Source organism: Bacillus sp. FSL H8-0516 (genome assembly GCF_038635285.1).
Lineage (GTDB): Bacteria > Bacillota > Bacilli > Bacillales > Bacillaceae > Bacillus > Bacillus safensis.
In genome coordinates, this window is the sequence record NZ_CP152051.1 from 436302 (window position 1) to 456426 (window position 20125).

Sequence of the window (20125 nt, forward strand, 5' to 3'; positions counted from 1 at the left end):
TTTGGTGAATCACCACTTATTCATTTTTAGTAAACGTCAATCCAATATGAGCAAGTGCCTGCGGCAAGTCTTTCCGGATGGTGATGTCTTTAAACGATATATTGGATTGAATCGCACTTAAAGCAAGGTCTTGCTTAATACCTGTTAAAACTGCCGAAATTCCTAAAAGTCTCAGCGTTTGTGCGTAGCTGACCAAATATTGAATGCTTTGTTCATTCAGGCTTTTTGTTCCCGATACATCAATGACCAAATGAGAGAGCGACAGCCTGTAGCTTTCCTGTAAAATGGTTTCTAAAATATGCTGAGCACGTGTCTCTTCGATATCACCAAGCAGGGGAAGCACGGCGACACCGTCAACAACTGGTACGATCGGTACAGACAATTGCCGAATTTGCCGGTTGGCACGGTCTAGTTCGAGGACATAGCTTAATAATGAAGCCATCGTTTCAAACATATACACATGCTCTTCTGTGAACTGCTTCGGCCTCAAATCAAGTCCGCAAATCGTTCCGTAGTTCGTCCCATCGGTGAAATCAATGGGAACTCCAATAAACGAGCCGCCTTGAAGATTTTTCGTAACCTCTAAGTATTTAAAACGGTCATCCTTCGAAATGTCAGGAATCACAAGTGTATCCCGATGATCGACCGCAAGCTTGCAAAATGTCTTTTCGTAAGGAAGTTCTTCTCCTTCTTCAAGAAGCTGCTCGTCATGATTTAGCACCTTTACAATTTGATTGGTGTTTTGATCATTTTTAGCGATAAACAGTGTATTCACACCAATGAATTGACTCATCATGTTTAAAATACTAGTAGAAGCATCATGAAAATTGCGAAACTGTTTTAATAGTTGTTGACGAGGCATTGTTTTAGGACTCCTTGTAGCTCCGAACATAGGCCGGAACAGATAGTTGATTTGTCTCTATCATACAAAATCAAACAAGAAATAGATACACTTTAATGCGCAAAAACACTCTGATCGTCGAGATGAAAAAAGACTGCCGATCCAAAGATCTGGCAGCCTTCTGATTAAAGAGAGACAGGGACAGTAGACATAGAGAAAAATTCCTCATACAAGGCTTGAACAGCTTCTTTTTCTTGAGCCGCTTTGACGCCAAACATCATGCTGACCTCTGAAGAGCCTTGATTGATCATTTCAATATTGACCTTCGCTTTTGACAGCGCCTTTGCCGCTCTTGCTGTTGTGCCAACATTATGACGCATCGCTTCTCCTACAACCATAATCAGCGAGAGATTTCGCTCTAAAACGACCTCATCTGCATCAAGCACGACCTTCAAGCGGTCTAGCAGCTCCTCTTCAATATGCTGCTCCTCCAGCTGATCCTGACGTAAAATAATGGTCATATCATCAATGCCAGAAGGAACATGCTCATACGTAAGCCCATACTCTTCTAGTGTTTGCAGCACCTTTCGTCCAAAACCGACTTCTCTGTTCATCAAATATTTACTAATGTAAATACTGCAAAATCCATTGTCTGAGGCGATTCCAACAACAGGTCCATTTGTATGGTCCCGCTGATTTACGATTTTTGTCCCTTTTGCTGACGGGTTGTTGGTGTTTTTAATCTGAACCGGAATGCCTGCACGGAAGGCTGGAATAAGTGCTTCATCATGGAACACAGAAAAACCAGCATAGGACAGCTCGCGCATTTCCCGGTATGTCAGCTCTGTAATCTCTTTTGGTTCATGAACGATCGTTGGATTGACGGCATAGACAGCATCGACATCTGTAAAGTTTTCATATACATCTGCCTTCAAACCGTTCGCCAAAATGGAGCCGGTAATATCGGAGCCGCTTCGCGAAAAGGTGACGATGTCTCCTGCGAGACTAAAGCCAAAAAAGCCAGGGAATATAATAATGCCAGAGCGCTCTCTTAATTTGTACAAATGATCATAAGACTCCGGCAGAACTTGTGCTTGGCCAGGCTCATCGCTCACAAACAAACCAGCTTCCTTTGGATTCACATAATGAGCTTCCACACCTTGGTGGCGGAAATAGGCGGCAATGAGCTTAGCGTTATTGTCTTCACCGCTTGCTTTAATGGCATCAAGATAGCACTCAGGGCGGGATGAATCAGCCTGTAATAATGTGTCTAAATCTTGCCTGATGGTATCGATAATGTCTTGACCTAATCCGAGTTCATCCGCTATTGAGGCATACCTCTCAATGACTGCTTCCTTTAAATCATGTGCTTCGCCTAAACGTAAATATTGTTCACCGCAGCTAATTAATAGATCGGTGACCTTTGTATCCGTTGAATGCCGTTTTCCTGGTGCGGAAACAACGACTGCTTTTCGAGCTGGATCTGCTGTTACAATGTCAAATACCTTTTGCAGCTGCTTGCCAGATGCAAGTGAACTGCCACCAAATTTAACGACCTTCAATGCATACATCTCCTATAGTAAAAATTTTCTCACAAATTGAATAGTTCCTATTATCAACTCTTTTCTTTAAATTATCAAGGTTTTTCTTCACTAGAAATACAAATGTGTTTACAGAGAGGACGATATTGTATGAGTATATGAAAAAAGAGCCGGCCATATGCCGAGCTCTTTTTCTTATGAAGAAGACGAGGAGGAAGATAGCTCCTGCTTCATCACTTTATTCTCACGTTTTTTTTCCTTTAAGAAAAAGGAGAGGACGAGTCCAATGACCGCAATCAGACCAGAAATGAAGAATGACGTATTCATTCCATGAACGGCCGATTTTAATGGATTGGCCAATTCTGCATTTGCAGCAGAGCTGCTCATGATGGAAACAAGCACAGCCGTTCCAATGGAACCGCCTATTTGTCTCATCGTGTTATTCATCGCTGTCCCATGAGGGATCAAATGAGGCGGTAAAGAGTTAATACCTGCGGTTGTCAGCGGCATCATGATCATCCCAACCCCGATTAACCGAAGCGTGTAGGCGACCGTAATGAGGGCGATCGATGAATCAAGGGTGAGCAGCATAAATGGCAGGGTGGTAACGGTGAGTATCGTAAATCCGCCTAATGCCAGCCCTTTTCCGCCGACTTTATCAAAAATCCGTCCAATAATCGGTGACAGGAGTCCCATGAAGAGAGCACCTGGCAATAAGATAAGCCCTGTATCAAGTGCAGACAGTCCTCTGACATTCTGCGTATAAAGCGGCAGAATCGTCTCTGTCCCAATTAATAAAGCAAAGACAAGCATGCCGAGGAAGGTTGTTAAGCTAAAGATCGCAAATTTAAATACGCCAAACTCCAGCATCGGTCTTGTTAAGTTCGACTGGCGCAGGATAAAGAAGAACAAGCTCACGGCGCCGACAATCAGCGAAATGAGAACAGTCGCACTCGTCCATCCATACGTGCCGACACTAGAAAATCCGTAAAGCAGCCCGCCGAAACCGAACGACGACAAGATGACAGATAAAACATCAATACGTGTTTCTCTTTGCTGCGTCACATTTTTCATTAAGAAGAAAGCAAGAATGAGATCAATGATACCGATTGGCAGAACAATATAGAACAAGAACTTCCAGCTGAAGGAATCAACAATCCAGCCGCCAAGTGTTGGCCCAAGCGCAGGTGCGAACGAGATCACAAGTCCGACCATGCCCATTGCCTGCCCGCGTTTTTCTTTCGGGAAAATGGTTAAAAAGATCGTTTGCATCAGCGGCATTAAAATCCCTGCACCGGCTGCCTGTACGATACGCGCTGCAAGTAACACCGGGAAATTCGTTGCAAATGAAGCAAGAATTGTACCGGCTGTAAAGATGCTAAGTGCCGTTAAAACTAAAGAACGGCTTGAAAATTTCTCAATGAGGAAAGCCGTAATGGGGATGAGAATCCCGTTTGTCAGCATAAAGGCTGTTGTAAGCCACTGTCCTTTGCTGACCTCAATATTGAAATCTTCCATGATATGCGGGATCGCTGGAATGAGAAGCGTTTGGTTTAAAATCGCAACGAATGCCCCAACGAGGAAAATCCCAACAATCACAGATCGATTATACGATGTAGTTGATTGGTTCATGTTATCCCTTCTTTATCTATAAAATGATGTTTTTCAGCTGTGACACGTTTTGTGATAAAACGCTGTTTTTGCCTAAATAATCGAGCAGTGAGCTGACTAAAAAGGTTCTCGGTTCATCCTTTGATAATTCTTGATTGAGCAGCTCATAAGCAGAGAGGAGATCGTCTTTTTCTTCTCCGTTTGACAGTGCGTGAAGCTCTTGTTTGATCTTCGTTAAGTACGAGATGACAAGTTTTTCTTCATCATATCCGTCCTGTGAGGAAAACAAATAAGAGTCCATGAGCTGATCTGTTAACACAGGCTCAATTGAGCAAGGCTTTTTCGATACACGGTCCATCACACCGATAATCATCTCAGCAGCATTTTCTAATTTGATGTTCTTGTGCTCAATCGCCAGCATTAAGATGAATTCTCTCATTAATCCATTGAGAACAATCACAAGATCCCAGACATAAGGAGCGACAGATTCACCATAGGTGCTCAAAATAATGTCTTTGTGCCGCTGCATGATAATGGAGCGTGTCTCGCGTAAGTGTTTAATGACAATAGGCGAATGCTGAGAAAAAGCTTCAAAGGACAGCATGTTCAAAAATTTATGATTCTCTTTAAACTCTTCAAGCTCAAGCTTGATCTTCTTTGTGAATTTTTCCTTTTTGGACAGCGTCGTTTCTGAATGAATGATGCGGGAAATCTCTCTCATTTTGCGCTGATTGTATTTAATCAGTTCTAGTAGAAGAGCTTCCTTTGAATCAAACAGTTTATAAATAGACGCTTTTGATATTTTACAGGCATCGGCAATTGACTGCATGGAGACACTCATATAGCCTTTTTGAGAAAATAATTTCTTTGAAACCCGCAAAATCTCTTCTTGCTTTTCGTTCATCTTCATAAGTCCTTTCCGAATCGGCAAAACCATATGGTCACAATGGAAACCGAGTGGTCACTTTTGCTATGATAACAAAACCAATGACCCATGACAAGAAAATGAACTTAAAAAAATACCCGTCTGCATGACAGGTATTTTACCCTTCCGCATGTGCGGTATATATTTTTGTTTTGCCGTGAAGTTCGACGACCAACATGTCTTCTCTCTCCTTCACAGAGTAAATAGCGGTCCCTTTTTGCAGCCTAGAAGCTGTACCATGTTCAAAATTTTTGGCGGCTGTTTTCTGAATGACACCTACTTGCTGATGTTTTGTGACGTGTAAGGATGTCGTCCAATCTACATTTGTTTCATAGACCGTTCCTTCCCATTGAAATAAATCTGCCTGCTGATCGATAGCTAATAACTCTTCCGCACTAGGTGGTTTTGACTGAGAATATTGGACGGACTGGCAGGCGCAGAGGAAGATCGCGAGAATCATCATCAATAAACTAATCCATATATTATGTTTCAAAACGGGTTCCTTCCCTTCAGACAGTCTCATGAATAATGGACGTTTGTGAAGTCATATCGTTACTTGACTAGTCAGCTCCAGGTGAATGAGATTGTATGTTGGCACAAAATACGATACATTTATTGTATGACGAATCCAAACCATCCAAACCAAGAAGATATGAGATTGATTTCTGTGCTGCACGCATTGGCTGATCCAATCCGGTTAGAAATTGTCCGCTGCTTAGCAGAGGCGGGGGAGAGGACATGCGGCACGTATGAGATGAATATTGCCAAATCTACGCTTTCCCATCACTTCAAAGTGTTGAGGGAGGCAGGCATCGTGAAAGTGAGAATTGACGGGAAGCACCGTTACTATTCTTTAAGAAAAGAAGACATCGAGACTGCTTTTCCTGGACTCATGTCATCGATTCTAGCTGTAGATAAAGAACGGTGGTAAGCCAGCTGTCTATGAAGAGCAGCTGGCTGTTTTATTTCCCAAAAATGGCGTCATACAGCCGTTTCACTGCCGGCTGAATATCCTCTTGCTTCATATGTGAGAAGCCGAGGACGAGCGGGACAAAGCCTGGCTGATGCCCCGGCAATTGCTCATCAAGGGTAAAACGATCCATTCCGTACATTTTCAGCTTTCTTTCTTTCGCTCGCTGTAAAATCTCATGCTGCGTCCGATTTGAGCGGAACTCTGCAATAAAATGAAGACCGGCATTTTCTCCAATAATCCGCACATTGTCAGTAAAAACCGTATTGAGCTCTTCAATGAGCTGCTTCCGTTTTTCCTCATATAAACCATTCATTCTTTTAATATGCCGTTGATACGCCCCATCTTTTATAAAATGAAGAAGGGTGTATTGTGTAAAAAGATTAGCTGTTTGAATGAAAAAATGCTGTTCCTCCTTATAGCGTCTCAATAAATGCTGAGGCAGCACCATATAGCTTAGCCTCAAGCCGGGCAGCAATGATTTTGAAAAGGTGCCCATATAAATGACTTTGTCATATCGGTCAAGACTTTGCAGCGCCGGAATGCTGTCTGTGCCATATTTAAATTCACTGTCATAATCATCCTCAATGATATAACGGTCTGGCTGATCGGCTGCCCAGTTTAACAGCTGAATACGCCGGGAAATCGGCATAATCACCCCTGTTGGAAATTGATGTGAAGGGGTAATGATCAACACATTTGGCTGTTTCTTATGAATGTCGCTCATCCGCACACCTTTTTGGTCAATGCCAATCGTTTCAATTTGGTGATGATTGTTTTTCAGCATTTGATAGAGCCGGCGGTAGCCAGGGTTTTCTAACCCATATATTTGATCGGCCGGAAGAATGCTTGATAACGAATGGATCAGTGACTGTGTGCCTGCACTTAAAATGAGCTGTTCTGGATAGCATTTGACCCCTCGTGCAAGTCCGATCAACCGGGCAATCGTTTCCCGCAGTTCATACACACCTTGTGGATGCGGAAGCTCACCGAAGGCTTCTTGGTGGAGATGGATCGCCTTTTGTTCACTTTTCAGCCAGCTTTTAAATGGAAAGTTCGCTGTATCGACGGAGATATGTGAAAAGGAATACCAGTCGTCTCGTGCAATCGGTTCTTCCTTTAAATCTACAGGAAGAGAAGAGGGTTTCAGCTGACCAGATTCATGAAATGTTTCTAGTGATTCCACGAAAAAACCTTTGCGTTCAACCGAATATAAATATCCCTCAGCAAGCAGCTGCTGATAGGCGCCATTCACTGAATTAACGCTAACGTTTAATGTTTCGGCTAACTCTCGTTTAGATGGTAATTGATCATGCGGCTGCAGGTTGCGATTTAAGATTTCTTCTTTAATTTTCATATAAATTTGATGATAAATATATCCGTTTTGTCCTGTTTGGTCTAGTTGAATTGTCAGCATCTCACCATTCCACCCTCTCTGGTACCATGAAAAAAATGATATTGGTACTTTCTATCATACCAAAAAATATTCAGAATAATAAAAAAGGATATAAAGGGGATGGATGACAATGAGTCAAACGACAACAAACCGTTTTTCAACCGAAGAATGGCAGGGGAAAAGAGACCAATACGTCGCAAGAGGCGTGAGTAATGGCAACCGTCATCTTGCAGCGAAGGGGAAAGGAGCCGAGCTGTTCGATATTGATGGGAAACGATTTATCGATTTTGCAGGCGCCATTGGCACATTAAACGTAGGACATTCACATCCAAAGGTCGTGGAAGCGGTCAAAGCACAGGCAGATAGCCTGATTCACCCAGGATTCAACGTGATGATGTACGAATCATATATCGAATTGGCAGAGAAGCTGTGCCATCTCACACCAGGGGACCATGACAAGAAAGCCATTTTTCTTAATTCAGGTGCAGAAGCTGTTGAAAATGCGGTGAAAATTGCACGTAAATATACGAAAAGACAGGCTGTTGTGTCGTTTACAAGAGGTTTTCACGGCAGAACGAATATGACAATGAGCATGACGAGCAAGGTCAAGCCATATAAATTTGGCTTCGGGCCATTCGCATCTGAGGTGTACCAAGCACCGTACCCTTATTACTATCAAAAGCCTGAAGGATTAAGCGATGCAGCGTACGACGAGTACATCATTGATCAATTTAATCAATTCTTCGTCGCAGCCGTTGCACCAGAAACCGTTGCTTGTGTGGTCATGGAACCAGTCCAAGGGGAGGGCGGATTCATTGTGCCATCGAAGCGTTTCGTTCAGCATGTCGCTTCATTCTGTCAGCAGCACGGGATTGTCTTTGTTGCAGATGAAATCCAAACCGGTTTTGCGAGAACAGGGAAATACTTTGCGATTGAGCACTTTGATGTGGTGCCGGACTTAATCACCGTATCAAAATCTCTTGCTGCGGGGCTGCCGCTAAGCGGTGTCGTCGGCAGAAAAGAACTGCTTGATGCGGCAGATCCAGGGGAGCTTGGGGGAACATATGCAGGAAGTCCGTTAGGCTGTGTAGCTGCACTGGCTGTCCTTGATATCATTGAAACAGAACAACTGAATCAACGATCTGAACATATTGGGCAAGTCATTGAGGACAAAGCAAATGAATGGAGACAGGCGTATCCATTCATTGGGGAAGTCCGCCGGTTAGGGGCAATGGCGGCAATTGAAATTGTGGAAGATCAAACAACGCGTACACCGGATAAGAAAACAGCCGCAGCGATTGCAGCATATTCAAATGAGCACGGGCTGCTTCTTTTAACGGCAGGGATTAATGGGAATATCATTCGCTTCTTAACACCACTTGTCATCACAGATGAGCTGCTTCACGAAGGACTAGGGATTATCGAGGACGCCTTCAAAGCACGCTAAACAACAAAGGGGGATGGTTGTATGCAAAAACAACAAATGGCAAAAACGATGTCGCAGTCTGACGTGCTGTTTTTGTCCATTGGTGCAATGCTTGGCTGGGGCTGGGTTGTACTTTCGGGAGATTGGATTTTAACAGCTGGATTTTTAGGCAGTGTGATTGCTTTCGTTATAGGCGGTATTCTCGTCATCTTTATTGGACTTACGTATGCTGAGCTTTCGTCTGCGATTCCAGAGACAGGCGGAGGGCTTGTTTTTGTCCAGCGGGCATTTGGGATGAAAGCAGCGTTCGTCTCAGCATGGGGCGTATTATTTGGTTATGTGTCTGTGATTACGTTTGAAGCAGTCGCCTTGCCGACCGTCATTGATTATGTGATTCCAACACAGCATGCTGGCTTTTTATGGAATATAGGAGGATGGGACGTTTATTTCACATGGGTATTGATTGGATCTGGCGGGGCATTGTTTTTAACAGCGCTGAATTACATTGGAGCGAAGCCTGCTGCCATTTTTCAATCCGTGTTCACAGTGGCGATTATTCTGACAGGTTTTCTCCTTTTAGGCGGCGCAACATTTAATGGAGATTTTGCAAACCTTGAGCCGATGTTTCAAGGCGGGGTTGGCGGTCTTATGGCGGTGTTAGTCATGATTCCCTTTTTATTCGTTGGGTTTGATGTCATTCCGCAAGTAGCGGCGGAGATTAACGCACCAAAAAAAATCATTGGGAGAATCTTGATTATCTCCATCGTGAGCGCGGTCATTTTTTATCTGCTTATTGTCTTTGGGGTAGCAGCTGGGCTGTCAAAAGGACAGCTCGAAGCTTCTTCATTAGCAACAGCAGATGCGATGGTACAGCTTCTCGGTCATCAAGCGTTTGGAACAGTGCTGGTTATTGGCGGTGTAGCAGGAATTGTGACGAGCTGGAATGCTTTTATTATCGGTGCAAGCCGTATTCTATATGCTATGGCGGAAAGAGGTATGATTTCCAAATGGTTTGCGTATATTCATCCAAAGTATAAAACACCGACAAATGCCATTTTATTTCTTGGAGCTTTAGCTTTTTTCGCTCCATTATTAGGGCGTCCTGCCCTTGTATGGATTGTCAATGCAGGCGGTGTCGGAATCATCGTCGGGTACTTAATCGTGTCCATTGCCTTTATGAGACTTCGCAAAACAGAACCTGAGCTGGAGCGTCCATACAGCATTAAATATTGGCGGACGACAGGTGTTTTAGCCATCGGACTGAGTCTTCTTTTCCTTTCATTTTACTTTCCAGGAATGCCGGCTTCCTTATCGTGGCCAGCTGAATGGATATTGCTTTTAGGTTGGGTACTCATTGGGTATATACTATATGTAATGAATCCAAGAACGAAGGAGACGGTAGAGCATGACAAACGAACTCAAAGTATATAATCCTGCAACAGGAGAAGAAATTGCTTCAGTTGCTCAGCATACAAAAGAACAGATCGAAGACGCAATTTCTCGTTCACACAAAGCATTCAAATCATGGGCAAAAACGTCAGCGCATGAACGTGCCAATATCATTCGTAAGTGGTTTGATCTGATGATTGAGCATAAAGAAAGGCTTGCGAAAATCATCACAGAAGAAAACGGAAAGCCGTATCAAGAAGCATTAGGAGAAATCGTCTATGCGGCTGGTTATATTGAATGGTACGCAGAAGAAGCAAAGCGAATCTACGGCAGAACCATCCCGTCACATACGACAAGCAAACGCCTTTTCGTCACAAAACAGCCAGTTGGTCCTGTTGCTGCCATTACTCCGTGGAATTTCCCTGCGGCGATGATTACGAGAAAGGCAGCTCCTGCGCTTGCAGCAGGCTGTACGTTTATTGTAAAACCTGCTGAAGACACACCGCTGACAGCCATTGAACTAGTAAAATTAGGTCATGAAGCTGGCATTCCAAAGGATGTACTGCAATGGGTTGTGGGAGACGGCAAAGAAGTGGGTGAAATCTTCACAGATAGTCCATTGATTCGAAAAATCACGTTTACAGGCTCAACGCCCGTCGGAAAGCATTTGATCAAAAACAGTGCCAGCACAGTCAAACACGTATCAATGGAGCTTGGCGGTCATGCTCCGCTCATCGTAGACAAGGATGCGAATCTTGAACTAGCTGTCAAACAGGCAGTGGCATCTAAGTTCCGGAATGCAGGACAAACCTGTGTCTGTGCCAACCGCTTAATTGTGCATGAAGACATTCATGAAGCATTTGCGCAAAGCTTCAGCAAAGAAGTAGAAAAGCTGAAAGTAGGCAATGGCTTTGAAGAAGGCACATCTATCGGTCCAATTATCAACAAGCGCGGCTTTGATAAAATTGTCGGCCAAATTCAAGATGCTGTGGATAAAGGGGCGAAAGTTCTTGTCGGCGGCGATACGCATTTCGACGATGACAAATCATATTATTTTGTCCAGCCAACGGTTCTTACACATGTGGATCCTTCGATGAACATCATGCATGAAGAGACATTTGGTCCAGTGGCACCAATTACGACATTCAAAACGTTAGACGAGGCAATTGAATTAGCCAACGATACACCTTTTGGCCTTGCAGCTTATTTCTTTACAGAAAATTATCGGAACGGACTCTACATTTCAGAACATCTCGATTATGGGATTATTGGCTGGAATGATGGCGGTCCATCGGCTGTTCAAGCACCTTTTGGCGGTATGAAAGAGAGCGGAATTGGCCGAGAAGGCGGCATCGAAGGAATCGAACCTTATTTAGAAACAAAATATGTATCCATTGGTTTAGACGAATAAACGTGAAAAAGACTGTCAGAGGAATCTCGGCAGTCTTTTTTATGTTAAACAGCCGGCGGAAAAAGCTGATCCACCGTTTCTTTCGTTTCTTTCAAAATTTCATGTATGTAATCTGCAGGTGCCTGCTCCATGCTGCTGAACAAAAGCCGTTCGACAGGCTGAACGCCAATAAAATTGAAGACTTCAGTATCGGTTGTCATGTGATGAGAGGAGCTGAAGACCTTATTGGAATCAAGAAAAGTCCTCGGTGCATCGTGGGTGTTGATAATGACACCTTTTTTGTGCCGAAGCAAATTTTCAATCTCTCCATCCTCACTGACCTCATAAGCAAAACCTTCAGAAAACACGCGCTCTACATATCCTTTTAGCATGGCCGGCAAGCCTGTCCACCATATTGGAAAAATAAACGTCAGCACATCCGCTTGCTGAATCAGCGTCTGCTCTCTTTGAATAGCGATTGGGACATCACCGCATTTGATGGCAGCCTTTTCTGCAAAGGTGAGCTCTGGCGGAAAACCTAGGGCATAGACATCACGAACAGTCACTTTATGACCATTGTTCAATAGAGTGCTCACAACAAGATCTAATAAGGTTTGATTTAAGCTTTGCTGGGGATGAGCAAATATAATTACATGGTTCATCTCATAGCCTCCTATGTGGTCATCTGTCTCATTATGTCACGCGGCTTTATCCTATTCAATCCTATATTGGTAATAACAAGTTGGGAAAATGGAAAATAATTGATTTCTAATAAAAGTAAACAGTCTGTGGTGCAAGAAAAAGCGATCGTTTCCTAGAAAACGATCGCTCATACAGCTTTTATTTTTTTCTAAAAGCAAGTCCAAGTGCAATCAGTGCCACGACTAGAGCAGCAATGGACAGACCAAGGACAAGTGGTGAGGAAGAAGCAGAGGCTGTTTCAGAGGCCTTCTCTTCTTTTGGTTTTTCCTGACCATGTGAATCCGTTACGGTATTAGATGCCACAATGTTTGTGATGGAATGAGGTTTATCAGCATCTTTATCGCCAGTCCATTCAACGACCGTTCCATCCTTATAATATTGATATGCATCCCATGCAGCTTCACCAGCTTTTTCAGGGTTTTTCGCTACAAAAACGAATTGCTGGAATTGTCCAGCAAGCACACCTTTACCTGTTGCTTCCCAAGTCACTCTTGTTACCTTGCCATCTTTCTCTTCAGTTGACGTTTTCCAGCCAGGTACTGGCTCATATTGCTGGAATTCTACGCCTTTAGGTATTGACAAGACAACCTTTGTCGTCGGGCTGTCACTCTCAGAAGGAACCTTTAATGTATAGGTCTCCCAAGCATTTGTCGCAGATGTATCAGGCTTGACTGTTACGTGCGCACTCACAGGAATCGCTAATAAAAATGAAGCGAGAAGCATTGGTAATAAAGCTTTAACGTATTTTTTCATATGTGATGAACTCCTTTTAGTTTCTTCTAATAAATGTGGTATCGATATTCTTAAAAGAACCAGTTAACGCATGGATTTCAATTTTCCATGTGCCTTTTTCATTTAATAAGAGATTTTCAGCAGAGAAATGACCATTTTTTAATCGTTTCAGCTGAAATTCACTCGGTGTCTCATCACCGAATAAAGCCACCTTATGGATCTTGGCTGTTACAGATTGAATATCAGTGATCGTTTCGCCATTCTTCTTTGTAAATGCCACTTCGAATGAGTTTTTCCCCGGGGCATTCGGGGTAATGCTCAAGGACACAATATCACGATGCTCGACCTGATTTGCACCAAAGAAAGGCTCAGGTGCAGGCGGAGGAGGGCTCGGAATATTGGTAAAGACAGCTGTTAATAACAAAATGGCGATCCCGATCATCCATTCGGCTCGTAAGGAAATGCTGCGTTTCTGCTTCTTTTCCCATCTCAGCATCAAGTAATGCATAAGCCCAAGAAGGCCCATGATGATAAATAAACCAAGCTTGATTAAAAAGGTGCGTCCGTATGCTGATTGGAAAAGAGCGTCAAACGATTGCAAAATAAAGATGGCATTCACAAATCCTGAAAACACAATGAGTCCAACAGAGAGCAGTGCCCAAGGATGAAATGCTGCTAGCGTACTCCGAATGAGCGGCTGATCTTCATTTGGCAGTTTCTTCATCAATAGAAGGACAATGGCTGTTAAACCACCGACCCAAATCGAAGCAGAGACGAGATGGATGAAATCAAGTGATGTTGTGAGTATTTTATTGTCTGTTGCGGCTGGATGTCCGATTTGTGCCTTCAGCCAAAGAAGCACTGTGAAGAGGAGCAGTGGAAACAGCCAAACCCGAAAAGAAGAGAAATCCCCTTTTCTCACCGCCACAATCGTCCAGATGGTGAGAAGAACAAATGACGCCATAAGCATCATCCACAGACTACCGCCAGAAGTGGACGCAATCGTTTCTTGTAAAAGCGAAGGCTGAAATGCCCCCCAAAAGGACACATCTGCCGCTGATTTTGTCTGAATCGGCAGTTGGAACACAAGTGCTCCGCCCATCATCATCAATGACACGGTCAAAAGCCGCTTCATTCGTTTCGCCAATACAGGTGAAATCGCAGTCTTAAACCAAAGCAGTCCAAACAAAATGGTCCCAAGGAATAAGCTGAATGACGTATAAAGAAAGGCTTTATCAATAGTTGAGGCCACATCAATGGATTCATTCGTTTGACCTTGCTCTAATTGGTCAAAACCGCCATCCGCTTTTCCAATACTAAACGGAATCATGCCAGAGACAGAGTGTCCGTCCGCTGATACAGCATTCCACTGGATGGTGTAAATTCCTTTTGGTAAATTCTTTTTTAAAGCCGCTTCCATGATCTTTTGATCTTTAATGACCGTATCTCCTTTATCCACACGATCACCTTTTGCATTTAGCACCTTAATGGCATGAAATCCGCTTTCAATCCCTTCACTAAATGTGATCGAGACTGAAGGAGGCTGCTGATCCAGCTCTTCATTTGCCGCCGGGTTTGAGCTCACGACGTATGCGTGAGCAAATGCTTCCTTTGGAATGAAAAAAACGAACATGACCATAAGAAGCAGAAGCCACTTACTATTTTTAAACAAGGTGAATAACCGCCTTTCTACCTATGAAAATGTCTCATGTATCAGAAAGAAAGCGGCAGTAAACTGTGAGTCACAGAAAAAACCGCTCTTCCTATTGTACCGCCCTCTCTAAAAGGTAAACGAAACAAACAGCAAGATGGTTCACTTTTCCTGTGTCATGTCTGCGCAGACATTTCTTAATTGAATAGGTTTGATCAATTATAAGCCTATTCGATTTAAGAAGAGGAAACAAGAAGAGACCATTTGAAAGTTGTGAAATTCCCATGAATTTTGCTTCAAAACAACAGCAGATCAACCTTTTCTCCCTTTTTGTATTGGGATCTGAAGGTGATGTCACATCATTTTTCAATTTTGTCACACACTATGTGACAAAGTGATATTTAGTTTCAATTGAAGAGAAAGTGAAAGCGTTTTACGATAGGCATAAGGGTTTCACTGAATCTTGTTCTTATATCTTTTGACCTATAAAGCCCTAAATAAAGGGAAAGAAGAAAGGAGTTTTTATAGATGCAGGAAAAAAGCGGATTTCGCGTAAAAGTACAGCGCTTTGGAAGCTATTTAAGCGGTATGATCATGCCGAATATTGGAGCGTTTATCGCTTGGGGACTCATCACCGCATTGTTCATTCCAAGTGGTTATTTTCCAAATGAACAATTAAATACACTTGTTGGTCCAATGATCAACTACTTGCTGCCGCTCTTAATCGGTTACACAGGCGGGAAGCTCGTATATGACCATCGAGGCGGGGTACTCGGTGCAACTGCTACGATTGGGGTTATTGTCGGTTCGGACATCCCAATGTTTCTAGGCGCAATGATCATGGGCCCACTTGGCGGTTATCTCATTAAGAAAATCGACCAGCTGTTCAAAGACCGAATCAGATCAGGCTTTGAAATGCTGATTAATAACTTTAGTGCAGGTATTCTAGGTGCCATTTTAGTCGCCATTGCTTTCTACGCCATCGGTCCAGTGGTACTAGGTTTGAATAAAGCCCTTGCGGCAGGTGTAGATATCATTGTCAATGCACATTTACTTCCGCTGGCAAGTATCTTCATTGAACCAGCGAAAGTATTGTTCTTAAACAATGCCATTAACCAAGGGATTTTAGGTCCATTAGGAGTAGAGCAAGCGGCGAAGACAGGCCAGTCCGTTCTGTTCTTGCTTGAAACAAACCCAGGGCCAGGTCTCGGTGTTCTTCTAGCTTACATGTTCTTTGGAAGAGGGACGGCAAAGCAGTCTGCACCGGGTGCGATTGTCATTCAATTCTTAGGGGGAATTCATGAGATTTACTTCCCATACATCTTAATGAAGCCAAAGCTCATTTTAGCGGTAATTGCTGGGGGAGCAAGCGGCGTTCTGACCTTTACACTGTTAAATGCAGGCTTAAAGGCTGTGCCGTCACCAGGAAGTATTATTGCTCTTATGCTCATGTCACCAAAAGGCGGTCACCTTGCCGTTCTAGCAGGTGTTGTCGTGGCAGCGGTCGTATCGTTCCTTGTCGCTTCTGTCATTTTGAAAGCGTCTAAAGAAGTGGACGAAGACTTAACAGCAGCAACAGAAAAAATGCAAGACATGAAGGGTAAGAAAAGTGCAGCAGCAGCAGCTCTTACAGCACAAAAAGAAGGTGCTGAAGCAAGCGAGCAAGCAGCATCTCCAGATGAAATCAATCCAGATAACGTGAACAAAATCATCTTTGCCTGTGATGCAGGAATGGGCTCAAGTGCGATGGGCGCATCCGTCTTAAAGAATAAAGTCAAAAAGGCAGAGCTTGATATTGATGTGACAAATACATCCATCAGCAACATCCCAGATGATGCCGATGTGGTCTTTACTCATAAAGATTTAACAGATAGAGCCAAGGCAAAACTGCCAGGAGCTGTCCATATCTCAGTTGATAATTTCTTAAACAGCCCGAAATACGATGAGCTGATTGAGAAATTGAAAAAATAACATGACGAAACGGGTTGAGTCCAATTTTTCCAAATTGAACTCCCCGTTTTGGTTGTTTTCTGATTTCTATTCTAAAAAAGGTGTGTGATCTTTCATGAAACAAGTACTTTCAAAAGACAATATTTTTCTAAACGAACAAGCGGGCTCTAAAGAAGAAGCCATTAAAAAAGCAGGCGAAGTCTTAGTAGCAAACGGTTATGTCACAAGTGATTATGTGGACAAAATGTTTGAAAGAGAAAACATTTCTTCTACATTTATGGGCAACGGAATTGCCATTCCTCATGGAACAGAGGATGCGAAAGCGGCTGTCCTTCATTCAGGAATTTCTATTATCCAAATTCCAGATGGCGTTGAATATGGCGAGGGGAATATTGCTAAAGTTGTTTTTGGTATCGCTGGTAAAAACAATGAACATCTCGATATTCTTTCTCAAATTGCGATTGTCTGTTCAGAGGAAGAAAACGTAGAGCGTATCATTCATGCAAAGGATCAGGATGAACTGATCGCCATCTTTAACGAGGTGAACTAACATGAAGGCACTTCATTTTGGAGCAGGAAATATTGGCAGAGGGTTTATCGGATCTTTGTTAAAAGCATCAGGCTTTGAGCTCGTTTTTACCGATGTAAATGAAGCGGTGATCAACGAGCTGAATGAAAAAGGAGAATACACGGTTGAACTCGCAGCACCAGGGCAGCAGCAAGAAATGGTTGGTCCTGTGTCAGCCATCAATTCCGCAAAAGATCCAGCCGCATTAACAGAGGCAGTTGCAACAGCTGACCTCATTACAACAGCTGTTGGACCAGCTGTTTTGAACATCATTGCTTCATCGATTGCCGAAGGTTTAAAACAGAAAAAGCCTGATCATATGATCAACATTGTGGCGTGTGAAAATATGATTGGCGGCAGCTCTCATTTAAAGGAAGCTGTTTTCTCTCACCTAACAGCTGATGAACAAGAAGCGCTGTCACACACAGTTGGTTTTCCAAACGCTGCGGTTGACCGCATTGTCCCCATTCAGCACCATGAGGACATTTTGAAAGTATCAGTCGAGCCATTTTTCGAGTGGGTCATTGATGAGACAGGCTTTATTGGAGACGTTCCTCAGATCGATGGAGCGACCTTTGTACAAGATTTGACGCCTTATATTGAGCGTAAGCTCTTTACTGTCAACACAGGACATGCATTAGCTGCTTATGTCGGGTACGAGAAGGGCGTTCAAACGATTAAAGAAGCCGTCGATACACCAGAGATTCGTCAAGTGGTCGAAGGTGCACTTCACGAAACGGGCAGTTATTTAATCGACACATATGGTTTTCAAAAAGAAGAACATGATGCGTATATCCAAAAAATCATCAAACGATTTGAAAATGCCTTTATCTCTGATGAAGTCACGCGCGTCGCACGTTCCCCGCTTAGAAAGCTTGGAGCAGATGATCGTTTAATCGGTCCAGCGAAAAAGATCAAACAGCCAGAGTATTTAATTAAAGGCATAGTGGCAGCTTTGGCTTACGACTTTACTGGAGACGAAGAAGCTGTTCGTCTGCAGGCATTACGAAAAGAAAAAGGCATTGAAGGTGTGCTGGAAGAGGTATGTGGACTCTCGCCAGCAGACGATCTTTATCAAGCCATTCTTAAAGAAGCAGCTCATTAATCAGAAAATCCCTTTCCAACGTGCGAAAGGGATTTTTTCTGTGACTTTTTTAATACTTTTCCCTGCTTGACGATATATAAAATAAGGGGGAATTTGTACATGAAAAAGAAAGCGTTTGCGTCAAGAAGTGTCTTTTTTCAATTAATGTCTGCCATTATCGTGATCACGATTTTAACAGGCGGACTAGTTGGAACAACGGGATATTTGTTAGCGAAACATGTATTAATTGATGCAGGGAAAGCAGATTTAAAGCACATCGTCAGCGGAGCAATGGCCACACTTGAACAGTTGAATGACCGTGTGGAGAAAAAAGAACTGACGCTTGAGCAGGCGCAAGAACAAGCCCGGCTTTACTTGAGCGGACCCAAAAATGACAACGGGAAGGGATACCAATCTCAAAAATCAGATTTTATCTATAAAAATAAAGGCTATCTGATCGCATATGGCACTGACTATTCAACCCAGGTCCATCCGGTCAACGACATCGGCGTCATTCCAGATAACACGACCAATCGTCAAAAAATGGTCGCTGGTGCCAATGCAAAAGGCGAGGATGCACACTATGTGACCTATATGGATAAGGACGATGCAACCGGCGAAGAAAAAGAAAAGCTCGCCTATATGAGCCAGTTTACACCGTGGAATTGGAGTGTAGGTATCGCTGTCTTCCAGGACGAATTTTATAAAGAATTAGAGCAGATGAAGCTCTATATTATTCTCATTACAGCAGGTGTCGCCCTTCTGAGTCTAGGCGTCTTTTATTTAGCTGCTCGAGGAAAAGTCAGACTGCTGAAGCAAGTCACTGCTGCTTCAAAGGAAATTGCAGCGGGGAATATTGAACGCACGAACTTAAAGGAAACAACGGATGAAATCGGCCAGCTGGCAAAAGGCTTTAACCATATGTCAGGAGAGCTCAGAACACTGGTGAGCGGTTTACAGGAAACGAGCAGTCAGCTTGTTGAATCAGCGACAGATTTATCGGCGATATCTGAAGAAACCTCAGCCAGCAGTGAAGAAATTGGACGAGCCATTGGAGACATTTCGACTGGAACACTTCATCAAGCATCCGATCTTGAAGTAGCCAATCAACAAATGACCCAGTTTAATCAATCTATTGAGAATGTCAAAGAACAGAGTGATCACATTAAACGGATTTCCGACCAATCAAGTCAATCATCACAGCAGGGCCAGCAAATCGTACAGCAATTAAAACAATCGAATGAACAATCGATTCAGGCATCTCAAGGCATTAGAGCAGGAATCGAGCAGTTAACTACAAAAGTACAGGATATTTCTCAAATCACAGATACGATTGAAAGCATTTCAAATGAGACGAATTTACTGGCGCTGAATGCAAGTATTGAGGCAGCACGTGCAGGAGAGCATGGCAAAGGCTTCTCAGTTGTGGCGAGTGAAGTGCGGAATTTAGCTGAACAGACAAAACAATCAGCCGTTCAAATTCAGCAAATGATTCAAGGCATTAAAGAAGAAACGACGGCAACAGCCGGCATCATGTCGAGCACAATGGATCGTTTTGCCGAGCTGGATGAAGCGGTGCATGCAACAGAACATGAATTCAATGCCATCTCTACATTGATTTCACAAACCATCGTTGAAACAAACGCGATGGCAAAAGAGCTGAATACACTGCTGGAGCAAAACGACCTCATCACAAAAGCCATGCACGGCGCAGCACATGTTTCTCAAGAAAATGCTGCGGCGATCGAAGAAATCACTGCGTCCACAGACGAACAAGTGACAGCCATCTCTAATGTGGCTAAAGCAGCAGAAAGGCTCAATGAACTAAGCATGCGATTGAATCAGGACATTGCACGTTATCGTCTATAAATCATTTTGACGATGTATCACTTGTCAGGTACGATGAAGTTAATCAAAACCTTGCTCACGCAAACAAAAGGAGTGTTCCG

Annotated in this window: 17 protein-coding genes; 8 read left to right on the top strand and 9 right to left on the bottom strand. The window is 43.3% G+C overall.

What is annotated here, in order from left to right; translation table 11 throughout:
• Positions 1 to 16: 16 nt before the first annotated feature.
• The 5 genes from MHB67_RS02090 to MHB67_RS02110 all read right to left on the bottom strand — a co-directional run bounded on the left by MHB67_RS02090 (position 17) and on the right by MHB67_RS02110 (position 5411).
• A complete protein-coding gene (locus MHB67_RS02090) occupies positions 17 to 862 on the bottom strand; it encodes a GAF domain-containing protein (RefSeq protein ID WP_198457088.1) in 846 nt (281 codons plus the stop codon).
• A 164-nt stretch (positions 863 to 1026) separates the two neighbouring features.
• Positions 1027 to 2403, bottom strand: coding sequence for an aspartate kinase (locus MHB67_RS02095; RefSeq protein ID WP_024425532.1), 1377 nt, complete (start codon positions 2401 to 2403; stop codon positions 1027 to 1029).
• 174 nt (positions 2404 to 2577) lie between these two features.
• Positions 2578 to 4014, bottom strand: coding sequence for an MDR family MFS transporter (locus MHB67_RS02100; protein ID WP_024425533.1), 1437 nt, complete (start codon positions 4012 to 4014; stop codon positions 2578 to 2580).
• A 16-nt stretch (positions 4015 to 4030) separates the two neighbouring features.
• Positions 4031 to 4897, bottom strand: coding sequence for a TetR/AcrR family transcriptional regulator (locus MHB67_RS02105; RefSeq protein WP_225315557.1), 867 nt, complete (start codon positions 4895 to 4897; stop codon positions 4031 to 4033).
• A 139-nt stretch (positions 4898 to 5036) separates the two neighbouring features.
• Positions 5037 to 5411, bottom strand: a complete 375-nt coding sequence (locus MHB67_RS02110) for a hypothetical protein (protein WP_122631475.1) — start codon at positions 5409 to 5411, stop codon at positions 5037 to 5039.
• A 126-nt stretch (positions 5412 to 5537) separates the two neighbouring features.
• On the opposite strand from MHB67_RS02110, the gene MHB67_RS02115 reads away from it, so the two are divergent.
• Positions 5538 to 5849 (top strand): metalloregulator ArsR/SmtB family transcription factor, encoded by a 312-nt coding sequence (locus tag MHB67_RS02115; protein ID WP_171463959.1) that lies wholly within the window; start codon positions 5538 to 5540, stop codon positions 5847 to 5849.
• Between the two features lie 31 nt (positions 5850 to 5880).
• Here the strand turns inward: MHB67_RS02115 and MHB67_RS02120 are convergent, their stop codons facing one another.
• Entirely contained in the window at positions 5881 to 7305 is a 1425-nt protein-coding gene (locus MHB67_RS02120) for a PLP-dependent aminotransferase family protein (RefSeq protein ID WP_342492754.1), read from the bottom strand.
• A 109-nt stretch (positions 7306 to 7414) separates the two neighbouring features.
• Here MHB67_RS02120 and gabT point away from each other — a divergent pair, with 109 nt between their 5' ends.
• From gabT to MHB67_RS02135, 3 genes are read left to right on the top strand one after another with little or no spacing between them, the layout of a single operon-like run.
• On the top strand, positions 7415 to 8731 hold the full coding sequence (gene gabT / locus MHB67_RS02125; RefSeq protein ID WP_171463961.1) for a 4-aminobutyrate--2-oxoglutarate transaminase: 1317 nt from the start codon (positions 7415 to 7417) through the stop codon (positions 8729 to 8731).
• A gap of 21 nt (positions 8732 to 8752) precedes the next feature.
• Positions 8753 to 10141, top strand: coding sequence for an APC family permease (locus MHB67_RS02130; RefSeq protein ID WP_044335515.1), 1389 nt, complete (start codon positions 8753 to 8755; stop codon positions 10139 to 10141).
• The gene (locus MHB67_RS02135) at positions 10116 to 11510 is read left to right on the top strand and encodes an NAD-dependent succinate-semialdehyde dehydrogenase (protein ID WP_342492755.1); all 1395 of its coding nucleotides are present in this window, start codon (positions 10116 to 10118) and stop codon (positions 11508 to 11510) included. The genes MHB67_RS02130 and MHB67_RS02135 overlap by 26 nt, the downstream gene beginning before the upstream one ends.
• A 44-nt stretch (positions 11511 to 11554) precedes the next feature.
• On the opposite strand, the gene MHB67_RS02140 is transcribed toward MHB67_RS02135, so the two are convergent.
• From MHB67_RS02140 to MHB67_RS02150, 3 genes are all read right to left on the bottom strand, one after another.
• Positions 11555 to 12151 (bottom strand): NAD(P)H-dependent oxidoreductase, encoded by a 597-nt coding sequence (locus MHB67_RS02140; RefSeq protein WP_342492756.1) that lies wholly within the window; start codon positions 12149 to 12151, stop codon positions 11555 to 11557.
• Between the two features lie 178 nt (positions 12152 to 12329).
• Positions 12330 to 12944: a DUF1775 domain-containing protein gene (locus tag MHB67_RS02145; protein WP_024425541.1), complete on the bottom strand. Its 615-nt coding sequence runs from the start codon at positions 12942 to 12944 to the stop codon at positions 12330 to 12332.
• 16 nt (positions 12945 to 12960) lie between these two features.
• Entirely contained in the window at positions 12961 to 14595 is a 1635-nt protein-coding gene (locus MHB67_RS02150) for a copper resistance CopC/CopD family protein (protein WP_342492757.1), read from the bottom strand.
• Positions 14596 to 15102: 507 nt separating this feature from the next.
• On the opposite strand from MHB67_RS02150, the gene MHB67_RS02155 reads away from it, so the two are divergent.
• From MHB67_RS02155 to MHB67_RS02170, 4 genes are all read left to right on the top strand, one after another.
• On the top strand, positions 15103 to 16545 hold the full coding sequence (locus MHB67_RS02155; RefSeq protein ID WP_044335505.1) for a PTS mannitol transporter subunit IICB: 1443 nt from the start codon (positions 15103 to 15105) through the stop codon (positions 16543 to 16545).
• Positions 16546 to 16639: 94 nt separating this feature from the next.
• Positions 16640 to 17074, top strand: coding sequence for a PTS sugar transporter subunit IIA (locus MHB67_RS02160; protein WP_012008933.1), 435 nt, complete (start codon positions 16640 to 16642; stop codon positions 17072 to 17074).
• 1 nt (position 17075) lies between these two features.
• The gene (locus tag MHB67_RS02165; protein ID WP_342492758.1) at positions 17076 to 18197 is read left to right on the top strand and encodes a mannitol-1-phosphate 5-dehydrogenase; all 1122 of its coding nucleotides are present in this window, start codon (positions 17076 to 17078) and stop codon (positions 18195 to 18197) included.
• 99 nt (positions 18198 to 18296) lie between these two features.
• Entirely contained in the window at positions 18297 to 20045 is a 1749-nt protein-coding gene (locus MHB67_RS02170; protein WP_073203833.1) for a methyl-accepting chemotaxis protein, read from the top strand.
• Positions 20046 to 20125 lie beyond the last annotated feature (80 nt).